Raw genomic sequence first — 19,150 nt, 5'->3', positions numbered from 1 at the left:
TTATTTAAAATGTTCCTAAAATGGTTTGCCCCAGGATCACCGGGTTATCGGTACTTGGGTTATCACAATCATGTAAATGCCCTTGCGGGTACACATTGGTCATTGTATTCAGTGTCTTGATCAATTCCACCAACGCCGTATGGAGGTTATTCAACTCCAATACCGTTGGTTTATAAATTTTATTCAATAAAAACCAATTGTTATATGCTGTCTCCAGTCTGTGCAAATCATACATGCTTACCCAACAAAATTTGGGAAGGATATGCGCGGGTGTTTCCCGATGAATGGTATCCTCGGCAAATTGCCGGAAGTCCATGTTCCGGAAGCGTTGTGTCCAATAAGGTAAAATCACACTGATGCGGAATGAATAGTAATCCGGGTCCGGGCATTCACAATCAGGATTCAGGGAATTACAAAGCGGGAAAAATCCACTATCCAGATCAGCCGCCGGAATATTCTTCGCTACAGGAAGGGGACGAAGCAGGATATGTTCGATGATGTGCATGCCTTCCGCCAATAAGGAGGCTTTTAAAACCGGAAACGCGTTTTTAGCCGCCTGTACACTTGGGTAAACCGGGGCCGAAACCGCAAATACGGGTGAAGCAGTAGTTGGACGCACCGCAAATCGAAATCCACCGCCAAAGGGGAGTATCTGAAAATAAATCCAGTTTACCGGATCCATATCCTCTTTGGTAATAATCTCTACCAATGTCTCCATCGCCGCAAAAGCCTCCTGCTCGGTAGCATAAAGTACCGTTGAGCTAAGTGTATGACCCGGGTCGTACTGAAAGACGAATTTGAACTGTCCGGCCTGGGGTACCACCATAAATTTGTTTAGTACCATCCAGGAGTTATCGGTGATGCTCATTCCCAACATGAGCGAGGCCCGTTTGTGCAACCCAGTGGGATTGCCCGGCAACGGGATCGAATACTTGTCATACTCCAGAAAATCGTCGGGCACCGGATTGGCAGGAAACGGTATGGGTACATTGCAATTACCCGTAGGACAACATTTGACATACTGTCCTTTTCCCCGGTTATAACTTAGTACATGATAATTGGACAAGAAGGCCTGTTTATCATTGGCAATCTCTTCCGCCGTTTTTTTCTCGGCACTTTCGAATTGGTTGCCCGTGAATTTGTACATCATCACGGCATAGTCGGCAAAGGATTCCGAGAAGCGCCCCAGTAAATGATCCAGAAACCGGTTCCGGCGTTCAAAGGGTTCTTCCTCTGGTGGATGAATCAATTCATTCATCTTGTTTCGGTAACCATTGGCAAGATTGGCCACGAATGCTGTCCAGGCTACTTTGTATGATTCAGGGTCATCGATATCGGCATTGGGGGGCATGTTGAAATCAACCAGTATGGGGCCTGTATCCGGAAAGTTCAGGTCTTCGGGATCACTTCCTGGGGCATCGTAGACCGGTTGATAGAAATAGGTTTCGTTGGAAAGATTACCCACCGCAAACAGGTTCTTGCATTCACGGAGCTGAACCAGGTAATTCGCCAGCAACTGATCAAAGAAAAGCAGATAGGCCTTAAATTGTTTTATTCTAGAGCGATGTTCCTGATCTGCTTCTGCCGGAATCCCATCCTTGTTCACGCCATAAACGGCTGGAAAATCATTTTGAATCGAATAGTATTCATCCAGTTGGTAATATTGTCCTACGGGTGCGGCCAGGTCATTGGGAATCTTCAATCCCAGATCAATTCTTGGTTTACTCAGTGTCGATTTAAGGTCCTGGTAGATCCGTTCGGCTACCTGCTTATCGGCCGTGATCGGCATCTTCCCTTTAAAAAAAGTGATTTTGGAACGTAACCTGTCCAGGTTTAAATGAAAAGAACCATTGAGAACGATCTTCCAGTATTCTCCTTCGGTCAACGGAATCCCGTTCAGGTAATTGGTCACCTGGAGGTAACGGATGGCCTTTACGCCTTCGATCGACATGATCAGGTTGTACAGGTCAGATACATGCACTTCGGTAAACAATACCGATTTCAACAGGTCCTCCTCCCGAAGGAATCCATGACGGAGCAAGGGACCTTCAAATATCTTCTCAACACTATACCCTTTATCCAGCAATTCCCCCAACAGATAGAACCGCATCGGTGGGGTAAAAAAAGTATCGATCAAAAAGTAAACGCGGCCGAGAATATCTTCGAGGTCAGCGCCGGGTTCTGTCTCGATATCAGTACAGATTGCAATTTCCTGTGAAGCCACTACACCGATCTTAAACACATCTTCGCTCAGGTTGCGAATTCGCTGATACATGCAATAGACCTCGTTGATGATGCCATTGGCTTTTATGACCTTTTGCTGAAGCCGTGAAAATATACGGGCTATGATCTCTTGTTTAGTAGCGGGCAGCAAAGAGCTGATATACCCTTCCAGCGTAGTCTCCAGATCACTCATGGATTGGGTGGTGTGGTAAGGCCTGATCTGGTAGGCCACCTGCGGGATAACCACATTCCCGGTATTCAGATGCAGGGTGAGATCGAATACATTGTTCAACGCATCAAAAACAGGAACGGTAAAATCGTTGATATTGCCGTTGACCAGTTTATCAATGTCCGTATCTCCGGGTAATACCGGATAGGTCTTAACCAGATCAAGTGGGAATATGAACCGCACCAATGCAATTCTGACACCGGTAACCGGGTCACGCATTTCCCAGTCCACCGACAGGATATTCAGGTCACCCAGCACAGGGTCCTCTTCCAACAGTAACTGGAATTCATACAGGCCATCAATATTTCTGGCTTCAAAGCCATTGGCGATATCCGGCCGCAGGTCTATGCTCCTGGGATTGTTATTGCACCGGATAAAAAACGCCGGATGTGCCTTCGGGTCGGCGCAGGGAGGATCAGAATAGGGAGCAACCCAGGCATTCTCGACTCCTTTGATATCGATGATTTTTTTCCGGAGATCATCAAAGGTGACCGCATTGCAGGGTAATATTTCCCGGGCGGTGAAAAAATCTTTTGTTGTATCTCCGGTCACACGCGCCAAAAGGTCTTCCATCGGGAGTGCTGTGCGATAAGACAGATCGGTCAGGGCATAACAAAGGATCTCCTCGGCAGTGATTCCCGGGTCATGATAATTGTAGTCTGACCATACGGAATGTGAGAACTGCTCAATATACTGTACCCCCAATCTGCGCAGGGCCTCATAGTCCTGGGTCAGCGGCCGGGGTTTTCCTTTCAGTATGGTCACTTCATTACTCATGCATTGATCAATTGAATATCGTGTGTACCAAATGAGGTTAAGATCGAATGAGAAGTGGTGGTGATGGCTTCCCTTACTTCGGACCCTTCGTGGAATATTTTCAGGTCCTCGAGGTAATCAACATAGGGCAATTGCTCAATAAAATAAACCACCACTGAATCGTGCAGGCTTCCTCCAAACCGGATCTCCGTTTCTTCCCCTCCGATCCACGGTGATAGGAATGCGTTGAGATCCTCGATCAGAACGGACTTGTAATAATGGGCATCATAACAATCACGTATTTGCACCTTGCAGGAAACTTTGACGGTTTCATATAAAGGGTTTCTTACTTCGAGGTGACTTAGTTGAGGATGCAAGGCCGGCCAGGATCCCTGACACGGCCCGTTGCTGATCCAACCCGTCAAAAACCGAAGTATGTCCGTGAGCTTACTGGCACTAAAGGCGGGTTTATAAATATTCCCGGTCTTTAAATCAGATACATAAGGCACCGGGACCACCAATACATGCCCGGCATAATTCTCCCTGTAAACCTGAGGCTGGTTTCCACAGCCATGCGTAAAGCCGGTATGATTGAGGCATTTGGCCATATACACTTCGGGAAATTGGTTTAGCACCAAATGCTCATAATCCCAAATCGTGATCGCACGTTGCTTATGTCGCAATCTTTCGCTTACCCGCTGGTAATAAACAGATCCGGATTCGGTCACCTTACCTCCAAAGGAGGCATAGGGTTGAAGCACTTTTTTCACCTGGCCATCTGCTTCAAACAAGCGGGAAACAGCACCGGCGGGCAAGGCACTGGCAAGGTGCTGTGGATCATTTCCATTATCCTTAAAAAAAGCCTTTACGGCATGGAGATGAACATCCACCATTTTTGGCAACCCGGCAGAGCCGCTGCTTATCCCGGCCCGGATCCAGAAAATACCAGTGGGTAATTGTGTAATGGCATCGGGCAGGTCAACAGGCACTTGAATGGACAAAACACCTGAACGAATCAACCCATTTGTATCATCCCCTATTATAGATTTGTCAAGATGTTTCCACCCTGATTCAGATAAGTAATTCCAGCTGACAGGTGAATGATCCACAGAGATATCCTCCGAGCCTTCGTTGAGTTGTATCAAAAAGGAAATGGTCTGTCTGGCCAGTGCCCCGGATATCCCGATATACATGGCCGATTCAATATACTCCGTGGATACAGTGCCATTCGCGCCCAATACACTCATTTGAAAGTCGGGTAATAAAAGAGCGCCAGAACGAACATGATCCTGACCAAAGGGAAGCAAATGAAAAAATTGCCCGTCCCTCTCATTATAAAGCGAATCAAACCCGATTGTTTGGGTGGCGACATATTTCAGTTTCAGTCCCGACAGTGTAGGTGTATAAGGAGCTTCCGGTATGGAGTTGTTGGTACTGTTTGCATTAAAAAGTACTGTTTGCTCGGCAAAAAGTTTTGGCCATTTTGCATGACCAAATGCTTCATCAGGGCTATCCAATTTTAATCGCAAATAGCCATTCCTAACATCCGGCTCATACGACAGTTTCGATTTTTGATAGGTATCCGGCCGAACCTGAGCTTGTGGCAGGGAAGCGATGGCATAGTTCAACACTTTAGAGGCGGAATCGATAAAAGCCGCGTGTGGACTTGCCGAAACAGGAACCCAGGCTTTGTTGCGTAAAAATTCTATCTGGGCTTTGAAATTAGAATTGTTTGCCAACCCGGTAATGTAAGGGCTGGTTACACTGTTTTTCTTATAATCATAAACCGAAGCTTTCAGGTCGTTGATGTATTGCTGCCAGGTTAATGTTAATTCAAGATTTGTAATGCGTTTATGTTCCAGTTCTGTGTGGCCGATATAAAATACGGATCCCTTTTTGGGGGTTGATCCAAACAAGGGAATGGGTTTGGCCGGGTCAAGTATCCCTCCCTCATTTTGAATGGAAAGGTCAGTGACCTCTGAGACAGTGGTGGTGATCTGAATACTGTTGATTGCGATTCCTCTGAATTTTTGGTAAGCACCGGAAGCATCCTGATTCAAAACAAATTTCAGGGCCGGAAAATGAGTGGCAAGCCCATCCTGATGCACCGTTTCAACATATCCGCTCACCATAGGGAATTGCTCCTGAAGCGTAAGTTTCAACAGTTTTGAAACCGCATTATAGGTGATGGTACTATTATCCACCGTTAACTGCTCCCACCCTTTTTCACCTGTTGTATATATAGTGAACAGCCCGGTCCAATCTCCTGTGATCAATGCATCCAGGATCAGGTTACCTGCCGCGTCACTGGTCCAAACGATATCAATGACCCGGTTACCTTCGGTCAGATGTAATACAGGAGAAGCCACAAAAAAACCAATACTGGCTTTATTGATCACGGTGGAGTTTACCGGATCCAATCGCAGGTCACCAAAAGCTGTCCAGGAAAGATCATCCGTTGTAAATGGGGCGCCATGTCCGTCCTCGCTTTTTGCCACAGGCGAAGCATAGATATTCTCTGTTTTGGGAAGGCTGGCATGTGGCTCCAGGTACAAGGTTTTTATACCCGCGAGACTGGCCTGGGTAATGACCAATTCCTGGCTTGTTTCGTAAAGCAATGTCTTTCCCAATGCATCCTTCCCACCTAATAAAGCTGTCCCTTTTTCAATGAGATGTGACTCGGTAGTTTTTGCCGGAACAAAAACAGCATGGACCGCATCCGGCGTGGCTGGTGCAGGGGTTAACTGAAGAACACGCTGATAATAATATTCCAGGTGCTTGCGGGTAAATTTGTTCATCTCCTCCTGTACGAGTCCAAAAAGACGAAGAAAGGCAAGTAATAATCCGTGATGTGCATAGTGTGAACTGGAATTCTCCAGACTTGCTGTCAGCATATCCCCTGCCAGGGAAATGATCCGGGCATAAGACTCAAAGGCTCTGCGAAAAAGTTGTTTTAGGGAGATGGTAGAATAGTCAATCCGGTCAAACTCGGCAGGGATTGAATTGGTATGAAAGAATTGGTCAGACAGGGCAATTGACGTATTGAGAAAAGCCAGGTAGGCCGGCCAGGTCGTAACAGGCGACAGGTTTTTGTCGATCCATATCGGGTCAAACCCCGATTGCAGAATGGACTGGGCAAACCCAAATTTATACACGGCATCTGCCGACGATGTGGCTACAAACAGGTTGAAGGCCGGAGTGGGAAGTGCCGTATTTCCTGATCCATTAACTTTTTTGGCATTCAGGTAGGCTCCTGCCACCTGCCCCATATCCGGCGCCAGTTGATTGAGTATTTCCCGTGCGATCAGGTTTCGAAGAGGCATGTGTACGGGAACATTTTTATAAAATGTATTGATATCCCTGTACACTGATATCAGAATATCCCACCATACACGATAGGCCTCGAACCGAAGTTGTTGGGTACTTCCTGCTTCGTATTGGTCAACATATTCATAGAAGGTAATATTGGGTAAACCGGAACGAATGACGGAAATCCCGGAATAAGTAAATGCTTCATCGGATCGGATCAACGATTCCCAATTCCCATCAACTTTATAGGCCGACTGTCCCTCCTGGGCCACATAAAACTTCAATAGTTTGGCATACCGGGTGATAAAAACCATCCAATCATCGATCTCCCTTTCTTCCGGCAACACAAAAAGAGGGTCGAGCGCGACGGGTAATCGCTCCGACTGCCGGGTGCCCGGTATGACTAATTCATTCTTTTTGAAACAATCACTCATATATTGGTCCCCTCTTTGATATAATAGGGATATACATAATTCGCTCTTGAATTGGTGGCATCGATCATATAATCGATGGTGATCAGCAACAATCCTTCTGTATCACGAAATTCCACACCCAGCTTCTCGAGGGTGATACGTGGTTCGTAATAAATAATGGCATCCTCTACCAATTTGCGGATATAGGCTTCCATCGAAGTATTAAGTGGACTGAATACATAGTCACGGAGGTTACAACCATAATCGGGTCGCATGACCCGTTCACCAAGGGTGGTGGACAAAAGGATATGAAGGCTTCCACCAATATCTTCATAACCCGTGCTCATCACGGTACCACCTGTGGCCTGGTCAAAGGCGGGCGGAAAAGCCCATCCTGTCCCTATGAATTGTGATTTGTCACTCATGATTAAAATTTTATCCGATCATCACGGTAGGACAACCCACCACTGCTGCAGCACCGCATCCACAAGAATCACCCACACGTATTGCCGGTCGTCCGGCGATCATGACCTTACTGCTTCCGGATGGAAAGGGACTGGCTGTTGGCTGATGTCCGGTAGGTGGCAGGGAACAGACATGCATATCCCCTGCTACAGCCGCGGGCATCCCACCGATCATGACCGTGGTAGCTCCAGGGCCTGTCACTGTTCCACCATGCGTGGTGGTATCTGTTACTCGTACTGCTGCTGGCATATTTCGTTTTTTAATTGATCTGTACCATTGAACCCTTTATAGAGGTGGTCCCGCCGGATGACATTTCCGCTGACCCATTCCCCGATAGTTTTAATTTGGAATTGGCAGAGGATTCAATCTCATTGCCACTGGCCCCGATCTTACCTGAGGCGGCATCGAGCTTGATATCCTTAATGCTTTTTATAACGATTCCGTCCTTGCTCATGGTAATCTCATTTCCATGCTGGTCCTTCAGCGCGATCTTTTTATCTTTTTCATCCAAACGGATGCTGTTTCCCGCATCCGTGGAAATCTCAAGCGTTTTGTTCTCATCATCAAACCAGATCTTCATTTTCGCCCGGGTTACAAAACCTTTAAAGTGATTGGTATCCTTGGCCTGTGTAACGGCCGGAAGTTTGGAACTATTTAACATCCCCAGGATCACCGGGTGGCGGGGGTCATCATTCAGAAAACCGAGTATCACTTCATCCCCTATCTCAGGGCGAAAAAAACTACCCCGTTCTTTTCCGGCATCCAGCAGCGCCTGGCGCGCCCAAACCCCATCGGCATCTTTATCCGTCATCGGAATCTTAACCATTACCCTGTCTTCACCCAGCGGATCTTTTTCAAGTTGTGATACGATCCCAATCTGTAAGCCATTGACTCCGGGCAATAGACCGGAAGCCGGATTATCATTTACATCGTGTTCACGGATGAATGATTTTGGTGATAGCCCAAAGGCTACATCCGTATGCCAGTTACCCTGATTGATCTCATGACGCACCCCGGAGAGAAAGGCTTTTCCATTGAAACGGTCTCCCATTCCGGCCAGCGTCACCAGCTTACCAGGTTTTAAGGTGGATGCCCCTTTGCATTTGGCGCGTCCCCGTATCCGGGATAAGGCAAACTTCAATTGTTGTGCATCTGCCCAGACCCGTAATTCCGAATCATTGATCGCTCCGCCATGCGTGATAGTACACGCTTTATCGCCTGTTTTTCCGGCGAGATCGCCAGAAGAGGCATTACCCTGTCCCAGTGTATCTGAAAAACTACTTTCGGACTCCAGCGGTTCATGTGTTGATGGGTCCCAACCGTATGCCTTGACCGATTCAAACTGCCAACGGCCATCCAGATCAGAATCAAACTCAAGCAGGTTGACACCAAACTTGAGTTCCATCACGCCCTCGCCGGAGAGTGATGGTTTTTTGATCATTAGTTTTTCCCCTTCTCCCCACACAAGAAATCCGTTTGCTTCTGCCCGGCTTATCAGAAAATCCCAATCACTGCAATGAAACTGTACCATTTCGGGATATTCTACGGTAGTATCATCATTCTCCAAGGTCACCTGATGCGGACCGGCAAGGGTGCTGAAAATGTCACTGTCCTTTTGTTCCAGAAAGATCTTGCTCTTTCTGACCTTGGTCATCGTCACAGCCTTGTGGCGACATTCGACTATTAAAAAGCTCGACTTGTTGTTATTCAACTTCACACTCTGGCGAATAACGATCCCCTGAAAAACATCTTCATTCTCGCCATTATAGCCAGCTTCGATCTTTACTGTTGCGCCTGGTAAAAAATCCGGTTTATTACTTAATGGGAAATCATTCTTCGAAGCCTCCCCATCCAGGAAGATCAACCTTGCTGTTGAAAGCCGGTTCACCTCATGCAGGATCATCATCGAAACCAGGTTGTACTCCTGGGGAATGGCATTGCCATTGACGATGACCTTAAATGTCGGTGATGACTGGGAGGCGGTATTTTGTTCGCTTGCGGTCATTTTATTCATTCACCAGGGGCGGGAAATAAAGCGCTTGTCCGGTTTTGAGTTTACGAAAATTGACCAGTTTGTTACACCTGGCCACATCGAGATAATATTGATTACTGGAATAAATACCCTGCGACAGCAACGGGAGTTTCTCTTTTTCCTTTACTTCCCGGTAATGGGTGATATCCGGTGATTGGGCCTTATCCGACAATACTCTTTTCTGATCACTGACAAAACCGAGAAATTTGGCGTTTATCCTAGCCCGTAACGGACGCCCGTCACTCCGAAACAAAACAAAGGAGATATCGGCTTCTTTTAACACGGAATCAAAGACCAGGTATGACCAGGTAACGCGGAGGTAATTGTTCTTGTGCTTACTCCCTTCGTATTTATAGGCCACTTTTAAAAATTCATCCACTTTTTGGTCCACAAAAATGCCTTCGGCATTCTCCACACCGGTACAATCCAGAAAGAACTCCAATGACAACTCCTGTTGCTTCATGTTGGAGAACTTGGGTGCACTTGGAGAGGAGCCGGACGCACCCTTCTTATCGTATTCGATCTCGTACTTCAGGTTGTACTTATTGGGATTGAACATCGCTTCGAAACGATCGCTCCGTTTGTTCTGGAACTTTTCGTCATCAAAGGCCTCGATGTACATCTTGACCAGTTCACCTGATTTTGCGCCTTGTGACATCAGCGTTCAGATTTGTCTTTAACAATGTCCATGACCTGCTGTAAACATTCTTTTACGATCTCTTCTTTGGGAACAGCTTCCGTATCATTACCGGTGGCATTATTGCTACCGCCCTGGTTGGGATTGCCTACATTGGCACGTATGATCAGTTCCCGGATTTCAACAGGCATGGTCAGGGTTTTTTCTGGTTGTAGTAATTAAAACTTAACTCCAGTGTTTCGATGGCGATCGCATTCTCCTGGGCTTTCAGGTCATTGGTGGCCCATTTCACCGGCCAGCACTTCACAAATTCCCATACCACCAATGGATCATGATCCGGGTTGAGCAAGGTGACGGTCAGGTCTACCGGTTTGAAATCGAAGGAATCGATGGAGTTCTTTACCCACTCAATGATCTTTGAGTCAGGCCGCATCCCTCTTTTAAGGATCAGGTTGGAATACTTGGCTCCTTTAGGGAAGCGGTATATGAACCGGTTCTCTCCTCCTTCAATCAATTCCTCGGTGGTCATTTCTTTATTCAGGCCACTGACTTCCTGGAATTGGATCTCGGAGTTACCCCCTTGGAATTGGGTATCCTGAAACTTGAATTCCACCCGAAAATGAAAACCCACCGGCGGATAGTCAAACTTGCTTTCTTCCATGTTTAATTGGCTTCAATGGTGAAACCTTCATGGGCCAGTTCAACCGATTCGATCGCCACCTCATTGCCACTGGCTTTCATGCTGGGGCCTTCCAGTTTTACCGGAAATGCCTGTTTTACTTTCCAGCTCATCACCGGCTCGTGGTTCTCATTGAGCAGTTTGATCGTGATATCCCTTCTTTCAATGGTATTCATCTTCACCGTATTCACCCATTGAAAGAACTCATTGTCTTTTTGAAACACCCCGCGTTTCATCGTGATGTTATTGTATTTCTGGATGCCCGGCATCTTGGTCACATGAAATTCAGGATTAGAACCATCGCGGTATTCGATGGCCTGTATTTCGTAGGTTAACCCGGTGATCTCGGTGAACCCGACATTGGAGCCACCCCAATCGACCACAAAATGAAAAGCGGGCAGTGGATAATTAGCCATAAATTTTTATATTAATTGATGATTGAAATGGGTTGTATCAGGAGGTTTGTACCTTATGGGTGAACTCCAGGATGATGAATTCGGCTGGTCGAACGGCAGCCATTTCGATGCGGATGATCATCCTTCCTTCGAGAATATCCACAAAGGTCATGGTCTGGTTAAGGCCAACATATACGCGGAAGGCCTCCTCTGGTTTAGCCCCGGCCAAAGCACCCTGGCGCCATAAAAGCGTGAGGTAATTTTCGATCATACTCTTCACCTTCACCCAGGTATTGGCATCATTGGGTTCAAAGACAACCCAGGAGGTTGCTTTCTTAACAGACTCTTCAACCATGTTGAAAAAACGACGTACACTCACATAGCGCCACTCATTGTCATTCCCGGCCAGGGTACGTGCACCCCATACCATCACCCCTTTGCCACTGAATACCCGGATGGCGTTGACAGATTTTCCTGAATCCACATCCACATTCATTGATTCCTGTGTCAGATCAGTGATGTTTACCGTCAGGCCCTTGGTACGCAGCAGAGAGACATTGGCAGGTGCTTTCCAAACGCCGCGCTCATTATCCACTCTTGCATAAACACCCGCCATAGCACCTGAAGGTGGTAAGATGGTTAGGTTGTTGGAAACGCTTACCAGAATGTTTTTAAGCAAAGGCCACATTTTTATCACGCCGTCTTCAATCGCTCTTTCATAGGCATTTCCAAATTCCAGGATACTTTCCAGAATACCTCTGAAGTAAGTGAACAGGCCCCTTATTTTTGGCAGGGCGGCACGCATATTGGCGATCCTGTTTGTATTATCGACAACCGCATTTCCGGCTATGACATTAGTTGGAAATAAGGTAAGGTCAACAGCAGCAGCCAGTATCTGCGTATCGAATGTCAGGACCTCATAATTCAAGCCGGTATAAGGAGCATTAGCCCCAACTGCATTGGCAGAAGTGAATGTAAAGGAGGTGGCCAGTTGAACGCCACCTGCGTTGGATACAGTAGAGAGGTCATAATTTACTAACTCCACTGTTTTGAGGTTAAACTGGCTTCCTCCGATCGGCACATTATTGGCGGAATACTTGATCTGGTCAAAACCAAATGTTTGGAGAGCTGTCGATTTAATTCCCAACAGATTGTCGAGGAAACAAAAATCATCGATCATCGTAACGATCTGGTAAGACTGCCGAACTAGTTTTAAAAATTCGGTGGCCGCCGCACTCGTTTTTGTGGATTTGGTTCCGGCATTTGTATCTGCATCCGCCTCTGCCAGTTTGGCCAGTACAGATTCCTCTGTTGCGTCATAGCCCGATTCGATGGAAGAAAATGAACCAACCCAACCAGTTGGCCCCGCTACAGCAGGAAAAACATTCAGGTAATTTTCCACCGATCGCGGCGCGGTTTCATACATGAACTTGTTGTCGGCAACTATATTATCCAACTTGGTCAGCTCCGTCTGAATAGCTGCCTGGTCGGCCGGAGGCAAATTCACGAGATAGTTGCTCAAAACCGCCGGAATATTGGTGCCGGCCTTTACAAGCTTACCAACAATATCCTTGTAACGAACCTCTTTGCGAATATCGGTTTTAAGCCACGGAGCATATACAGCCCCATACTTCAGATTACTCATTCCTATCTGATTCCTAAACTCATCGACCTTGGCACTTAGTTGTGATTTGGTTTCTGTATATAACAGATCAAAAACACCTACCCGGTCCATCAACTTACCACACTGGCTCAATGCTGCTTGTTGAAAAGAATAGAGCCCCATGCCTGACAGAGAAACCGCATCCGGGGAAACGATCATCGTTGGTTCATCTACTTCCGTTAATGTTTCCAATCCGCCCAACAAACCGGTAGCCGGGGAAACAGTTCCCAATTGAACCGAACCACCGGTATAGTCCCCCACTGAAATGATATAACATTCCCCTCCGCCGTTGGCAAAGAACATTTGCAGCGAATCACTGAGGTAGAAGCTCTGTGTGCTTTCTACCTTCACTACCTGACCGGAGGCATCCAATTCGATCTTGGAAAAATCTACAGGAGGTGCCCCACCAAATAGTAGCTGGAATTCAACAAACGAACTGATTTTCTTTGGCTTCATATGGAGCGACTCGCCATTTTCATCAACGCGTCTTTCCGTATACCCGATAAACGCTGGTATGGCCGTTGGTACCTGGGCCACCGAAGGCGGGAATATCGAGATCTCGTTTACATAAACTCCCGGGGTTTTTAATGCGGTATAATTCATACTGGTAGTGTTTTGAAATGAGGAATGTTTTAAATATTCACGATAATGTTGGTAAACAAATTGATGGCATCCCATTGTACTTCATGCGGGCCTGGGAGAGGCAGTACATCTACATAGGTCTTTGTTCCGGCTCCATTGGTCAGTCTGAACTGAAAAGGCCTTTTCCAATGGTTCACCTGGGCGGCCGATTGAAAACGCACGTAATCATTGGTAGGCGGAATAGAGGCAGGAATGGCATTGAATACAACGGGTGGTTCTCCGGCTGGTAAATGCTGAATGGCCAGGTCATTGGCCAGTAATCCAAGGGTGGTATTGTCACGGATATGAATATCATAGAACCAATTTGATTGTCGGTGACCGATTCGGATCAGGTATTGTTGATCCGGATTGGCCCCGGTCCAGGCGCCGGTCTGATAATTCATTTGCAACACGGCCAGGTTATCGGAGCTATGATTGGGTGAGCAGAAAACATTTTCATTCGTAGTACCCCCGCTATTCACATACCGAACCTGGTACACACCTTCTTTGAACCCTGTGAGGTCAACCGGTACTTCCATACTGGTCCCTGCCGGTTCAGCCGGATCAAGGGGCCGGACGAGGTAAGTGCGAACTAATAGCCCTGCAGAATTTCTTACCTCCACCAGACCGGATACAGCTTGTAAAGTGACTTGATACCTGAAATTCATCGGAAAGGCGGCAATGGGGTTGATCAGCGGAGCAGCAGGTATCAATACCTGATTGGCAACTGAATTGAAGGAAGGATTGGTCAACAGGAAGACGCTATCCTTTTTCCATCCCCTTACATCGGCATACATCCAAAAGGAGGGATTGCTGACCCGGAGGAAAAAATTAAAGGTCTCTGCTACCGGAATCGGGTAAATAGGCACCACACTTCCCGGCCCGTCATTTTCATACAAAACAATCACCCCGTTGTCAACCAACTTGTGCAATAAGCGGTATTTATCCATTACGCGCCGGGTCTCATCGGTTGGAATGATATCCAGCTCCGCAAAAGGCTCCTGTCCAAAATAGTAACTGGCTTCGAGCTTAATATTGAATAATATGGTAAACCCCCGGCGGATCATATGGCAGAATCTTGTGCCACCACCTCCCGGATAAGAGGTTGTTCCGGCGTGATTCCGGTTTCGCGGAATGTTAATGTCCTGATCTTATATAAAACAGAGGGAAGGTATTTTGCCCCCAGGGTGGCCCATAAATGGTTGAGCTGTTCGAAAGTGAGACTGATCGGTTCAACAATGATCTTGTCCATACCGGCTGCTGCCAGCACCGGATAATGGCTTGCATTAAAAACGTTTCTGAATTGAAAGAAAAGAATGACCTGATCAAGCAATTTCAGTGCACGGGAATATGGGTTTTGCCCTCCTGTAGACAAATCAGAAAAAGCGGAAAACTGAACATACAGGTTCAGTTTGATGTCTGGGTTCTGTACATTCAGTTTATCATCCGCCGTCCTTAAATAGGGTAACTGGGATTTGCCCACCGTTTCTTCTTCAATATTGACCAGGTTCATGAAAACAAAATCGCCCCCGGTATGCAAGGGCTCATTTTTCTGGTTCACAATGGAGTCCAATACCACTGGCGAATTCAGGGCACCCGCAGAATTAAGCGGGTCTTTAAGAAAAATAAAATTGTTAAGCTGCGCGCTTAAAAAGCTCAATGTTGTTTCCGTCATGCCTTGGTATTACTTTTCAAGAGTTTAAGCATTTCGTTTACCTGATCCAGTAAGTGTGCATTTCGTTCCTGATTCGATCGCAATTCTTCTTTATGCCGGGAGACCTGTTCCAATAATTTTTTATTCTGAATGCGCAACCGGCGAATAACTTCTTTGTCGATCACAGATCGAATGGCATTCTCCTTATCCCTGGATATGGCTTCCACCACGGCTACCGGAACCTTGCCTTTTTGACCTTCCATTATTCCTTTTATCGATGGCATATTGCTGATTCCAAATGTATTCGACAAAACAGGGTAAAGACAATCCCCATTTATCATGAAATAATTGTAAACAATGGGTAGAATTACATACCCTGTAAGTAGTATTTTCCGGTATACATCTCCTCATTAATGAGGATTTTATCCACAGGAAGAAGGAGGGAAATATAAATTCCTCTAATTTAGAAGAAGCAAGTCTCACTCCTCACCACAGGCAGTTCATTCTATGAAATCCATTTAAGGCCCGGGATTAGAAATTTGATTAATCATTGAAACAAAACCTGGAGTATGATTCCTGGGAATACGGTCATTCTCGACCAAATTAAACTTGCCATTAAAGAGACCTGGGACAGGGACTTCCAGGATCTTCTTGGTCATCGTTCAGAAAGGGTGACCCTGCCATCCTCCATGTTGGATGAACCTCCTTTTAATGCGGGTGCCGCTCCTTCCATTTCGCTTACGCGTATCCGTCAGCGGGTAAATGAACTGGAAGAACAAAATGAGCAATTGTATAACTGCCTGTTTTACCTGATTGAAAAATTACCTGAATTGGTGATCCGGACCGTCCGGGATGAATCTGTCCCCCATCAAAAAAACGGGGCATCTAAACAAACCGAAACCGGCTATACAAATTGGAGTGAAAAAGATCCGGGAAATCCCACCCGCCGGGAAAAAGACGTACTCACCCTGCTCTCAAAGGGATACTGTGCCAAGGAGATCGCGGCCAAACTCTATATCAGCGAAACCACGGTGATCACACATAAAAAAAACCTGAAGCGGAAATTCAAGGCTAAAAACACGGCAGAACTTATTTCTAAAATGAGGGATGCCAGTTCCGGACCTGCCTGAAAAGCAAAAACCTCAGTTGCCTGAGGTTTTGTAGCCCGTACGGGATTCGAACCCGTATCACCACCGTGAAAGGGTGGTGTCCTAGCCCTTAGACGAACGGGCCGTTTTTGGGACGGCAAAGATAGGGGTTTGTTTCTGTTTTTTCAAAATGTTTTTGGGAATTTGTTGCCCCCTAATTTCCTGTAACAGAAGGAGTAAAGCAGGCAGGGGGTATCCAAAGGTTCAATCATAAAAATCCCCCCGCCTTGGCGGGGGGATGGTGGATCTTCCAAACCGTCCTATACAGTATATCTTGTTTTCCAGCTAAAAACATCCCGGGGGATGGGTAACACTATTTTTTAGCCAGGTCGAATTTTTTGAAAATACTCCGCACCGCGGCATTGATCTCCTTACTGGTCAGGTTCCGGCTGTTTACCTCATCGGTTGTCCATCCCTGCCAAACAACTTTATCGCTTTCCGCATCGATCATACTGATCGTCACGGTTCCTTCACGTATAGTCTGTTCGCGACGGTCATATCCCATGAACCGGGAAGGATAATACACTGCCACTACCCTTCTTGTATAGGGATTATAGAGATAACGTGTGGTTGGTGTGGAATAAAGGGGATCGCTGGACTCGCGGGTATTTCTCTCCACTACCACATCATAGTTGAGGTACACATCTGGCCGGCGTTCATTCTGTTTCCAGCCGGCTTTAATTAATTCTGCTGTAACCGCCTCTCTGATCCTTTTCTCCGTCAAACTGTTCTTTTTGTCCTTGGAGGACTCTAACCATCCAAATGAGCGGTATTCGTTGAAGTTGACGGTATCGTCTTTTTCAATATGAGCGGGTGCGGCGCATCCTGTCATCACCAATGCAGCGATCATCAACCCACCGGCCCAATTCCAATATATGTTTTTCATGATCTTCCGTTTTTGGTACACCTCTTAAACGGAAATTAACAGGCCGGGTTTACTAAGGAAATGTGAAAGCGCTGTTAGGGAAAGACTAAACCACAAATACACGGAGTTACAAGGAGTTAAAATAATTCTCTGTGCCTCTGTGGTTTAAGAGAATCAGCCAAGCCCAACCTCATAATGCAACTCCGGTATCTCCACATCGGCAAAGCCCTTCTTCGATAGCCTCTTTTTGAAATCCTGCTGTACATCAAACTCGCCATGCACCAGAAACAATCGCTTAACCAACCGTGGATCCTGACAGGCCAGCCACTGGCTTAGATCCTCATAATCGCCATGGGCACTCATGCTGCGGATGGCGCCCACATCGGCATGTACCTCATGAGTAACCCCAAATATCCGAACCTCCTTATTCCCGGATTGCAAACGGGCACCCAGTGAATGGGGTTCGCAATATCCGGTCATCAAAATGGAATTACGGCTGTTCTCAACATTATTACTAATATGATGTTTGACACGCCCGGCCTCGGCCATTCCACTCGCCGATATGATCACACAAGGCTCATTCCGAAAATTGAGCATCTTGCTTTGCTCTACGGACTTCACATATCTTAACCCTTTGAAATGAAAAGGATCCTGATCATTCTTTAAAACGTTTTGAATGGTCCGGTTAAAGTAATCCGGATATTTTTTTACGATCTCGGTTGCTTCAATACTTAGTGGACTGTCTACAAAATAGTCCAGGTCGGGCAGCCGGTTCTCCAATTCCAATTGATTAAGGGCATACAGGATCTCCTGGGTACGACCCACGCTAAAAGCGGGTATGATGAGTTTACCCTTCTTTTTTACACAGGTATTCTCCACCCATTGTAATAACTGATCCGGGGTGGTGATATGCATGTCATGCAGCTTATTGCCATAGGTGGATTCCAGAATGATATAGTCCGCCTGCGGAAATTCATCGGGTGATTTAAGAATGACATCTCTGTACCTGCCCACATCCCCACTAAAGGTCAGCGTGCGAATATTTCCATTTTCTTTTAACCTTAAATGGACACAGGCGCTCCCGATGATATGCCCCGCATCTGTAAATAATAACTCTACATCGGGGTCAATGGTTGTCCATTTATCATAGGCAATCGGAATAAGGTGGTCTGCCGCTTTTTTGGCATCCTCTACGGTATAAAGAGGCCGGATGTAAGGCAAACCCTCACTGGCCCTTTTCTTGTTCACATACCGCACATCGCCTTCCTGGATCTCGGCAGAATCTTCGAGCAGTACGGTAGCCAGGTCCTTGGTAGCAGGTGTACAATAAATTTTTCCTTTATATCCCTCTTTGACCAATTTGGGAATAAGCCCACTGTGATCAATATGCGCATGTGAAAGCACCATCACATCCACCTCGGAAGGTTCGAAACCGAAATGACTGTTTAAGCCAATGGTATCTTTTCCCATTCCCTGAAACATACCACAATCCAGGAGTATCTTCTTCCCATTCTTTAGGGTCACCAGGTGTTTGGATCCGGTAACACTTCTTGCCGCACCGTGAAATGCTATTTTCATATTTTTTGTTTTGCCTTAAAAGACCAGGTGATATAAAATTCTGCCACTAAATCCCCAAGATCATTCTTCCCAACCGTTTTTGCCTTCACCGAGCGGGCTTCGCCGGTCAAAATGGCTTCTTCGATGACCGCTTTTATTTTATCTCCATCTTCACAGGTAAAAGCTGTAAGCCCGGTGGCTTTTTTAAAAAAATCCCCTTCCAATTTAACTACCAGCATGGAAACCGACGGTTTTCGCTGGTAGGTATGTCCCATCGCCAATAACCCTGTGCTCATTTCAGCCGCCATACTCAGACAGGCAAAATAGGTGGACCGAAAGGGGTTTTGGGAAAGCCATTTATAAGGCACGGTCACCTCGGCTTTCGCCGGCTCCAAATGTTTTACACGCACACCCGCTAACCAGGCGGCAGGAAGTTTGGAGAATAGAAAGAACCCAAACTTCCATCGGTTCCGTACCAATTTGATGAATGCCTCCATGAATCTC

Annotated in this window: 17 protein-coding genes and 1 tRNA gene; 1 reads left to right on the top strand and 17 read right to left on the bottom strand. The window is 46.5% G+C overall.

Going from position 1 to position 19,150, the window contains the following annotated elements; all coding sequences use genetic code 11:
- Positions 1–4: 4 nt before the first annotated feature.
- The 13 genes from J0M30_15075 to J0M30_15015 form a co-directional block, all read right to left on the bottom strand.
- A complete protein-coding gene (locus J0M30_15075) occupies positions 5–3,229 on the bottom strand; it encodes a hypothetical protein (protein MBN8668818.1) in 3,225 nt (1,074 codons plus the stop codon).
- The gene (locus J0M30_15070) at positions 3,226–6,951 is read right to left on the bottom strand and encodes a hypothetical protein (protein ID MBN8668817.1); all 3,726 of its coding nucleotides are present in this window, start codon (positions 6,949–6,951) and stop codon (positions 3,226–3,228) included. The genes J0M30_15075 and J0M30_15070 overlap by 4 nt, the downstream gene beginning before the upstream one ends.
- A complete protein-coding gene (locus J0M30_15065) occupies positions 6,948–7,355 on the bottom strand; it encodes a GPW/gp25 family protein (protein ID MBN8668816.1) in 408 nt (135 codons plus the stop codon). The genes J0M30_15070 and J0M30_15065 overlap by 4 nt, the downstream gene beginning before the upstream one ends.
- 10 nt (positions 7,356–7,365) lie before the next feature.
- Positions 7,366–7,644 (bottom strand): PAAR domain-containing protein, encoded by a 279-nt coding sequence (locus J0M30_15060; GenBank protein ID MBN8668815.1) that lies wholly within the window; start codon positions 7,642–7,644, stop codon positions 7,366–7,368.
- A gap of 10 nt (positions 7,645–7,654) precedes the next feature.
- Positions 7,655–9,400: a type VI secretion system tip protein VgrG gene (gene vgrG / locus J0M30_15055; GenBank protein MBN8668814.1), complete on the bottom strand. Its 1,746-nt coding sequence runs from the start codon at positions 9,398–9,400 to the stop codon at positions 7,655–7,657.
- A 1-nt stretch (position 9,401) separates the two neighbouring features.
- A complete protein-coding gene (locus J0M30_15050) occupies positions 9,402–10,085 on the bottom strand; it encodes a hypothetical protein (GenBank protein ID MBN8668813.1) in 684 nt (227 codons plus the stop codon).
- The gene (locus J0M30_15045) at positions 10,085–10,255 is read right to left on the bottom strand and encodes a hypothetical protein (GenBank protein ID MBN8668812.1); all 171 of its coding nucleotides are present in this window, start codon (positions 10,253–10,255) and stop codon (positions 10,085–10,087) included. Before J0M30_15045 ends, J0M30_15050 begins: the two co-directional genes overlap by 1 nt.
- A 2-nt stretch (positions 10,256–10,257) precedes the next feature.
- A complete protein-coding gene (locus tag J0M30_15040) occupies positions 10,258–10,725 on the bottom strand; it encodes a phage tail protein (protein MBN8668811.1) in 468 nt (155 codons plus the stop codon).
- A gap of 2 nt (positions 10,726–10,727) precedes the next feature.
- Positions 10,728–11,159, bottom strand: a complete 432-nt coding sequence (locus J0M30_15035) for a phage tail protein (GenBank protein ID MBN8668810.1) — start codon at positions 11,157–11,159, stop codon at positions 10,728–10,730.
- 37 nt (positions 11,160–11,196) lie between these two features.
- Positions 11,197–12,564, bottom strand: coding sequence for a phage tail sheath family protein (locus J0M30_15030; protein ID MBN8668809.1), 1,368 nt, complete (start codon positions 12,562–12,564; stop codon positions 11,197–11,199).
- Positions 12,565–13,433: 869 nt separating this feature from the next.
- The gene (locus J0M30_15025) at positions 13,434–14,489 is read right to left on the bottom strand and encodes a hypothetical protein (protein ID MBN8668808.1); all 1,056 of its coding nucleotides are present in this window, start codon (positions 14,487–14,489) and stop codon (positions 13,434–13,436) included.
- Entirely contained in the window at positions 14,486–15,097 is a 612-nt protein-coding gene (locus J0M30_15020; protein ID MBN8668807.1) for a DUF4255 domain-containing protein, read from the bottom strand. The genes J0M30_15025 and J0M30_15020 overlap by 4 nt, the downstream gene beginning before the upstream one ends.
- A complete protein-coding gene (locus J0M30_15015; protein MBN8668806.1) occupies positions 15,094–15,339 on the bottom strand; it encodes a hypothetical protein in 246 nt (81 codons plus the stop codon). Before J0M30_15015 ends, J0M30_15020 begins: the two co-directional genes overlap by 4 nt.
- 306 nt (positions 15,340–15,645) lie before the next feature.
- Here J0M30_15015 and J0M30_15010 point away from each other — a divergent pair, with 306 nt between their 5' ends.
- Entirely contained in the window at positions 15,646–16,206 is a 561-nt protein-coding gene (locus J0M30_15010) for a helix-turn-helix transcriptional regulator (protein MBN8668805.1), read from the top strand.
- A gap of 31 nt (positions 16,207–16,237) precedes the next feature.
- Here the strand turns inward: J0M30_15010 and J0M30_15005 are convergent.
- The 4 genes from J0M30_15005 to J0M30_14990 form a co-directional block, all read right to left on the bottom strand.
- Positions 16,238–16,309, bottom strand: a tRNA-Glu gene (locus J0M30_15005).
- 228 nt (positions 16,310–16,537) lie between these two features.
- Positions 16,538–17,110 (bottom strand): DUF4136 domain-containing protein, encoded by a 573-nt coding sequence (locus J0M30_15000; protein ID MBN8668804.1) that lies wholly within the window; start codon positions 17,108–17,110, stop codon positions 16,538–16,540.
- A gap of 153 nt (positions 17,111–17,263) precedes the next feature.
- A complete protein-coding gene (locus J0M30_14995) occupies positions 17,264–18,667 on the bottom strand; it encodes an MBL fold metallo-hydrolase (protein ID MBN8668803.1) in 1,404 nt (467 codons plus the stop codon).
- Positions 18,664–19,143, bottom strand: coding sequence for a DUF4442 domain-containing protein (locus J0M30_14990; protein ID MBN8668802.1), 480 nt, complete (start codon positions 19,141–19,143; stop codon positions 18,664–18,666). Before J0M30_14990 ends, J0M30_14995 begins: the two co-directional genes overlap by 4 nt.
- Positions 19,144–19,150 lie beyond the last annotated feature (7 nt).

The organism is Chitinophagales bacterium (genome assembly GCA_017303415.1).
GTDB lineage: Bacteria > Bacteroidota > Bacteroidia > Chitinophagales > Chitinophagaceae > SpSt-398.
This window is presented reverse-complemented; position numbering and strand designations above follow the sequence as displayed.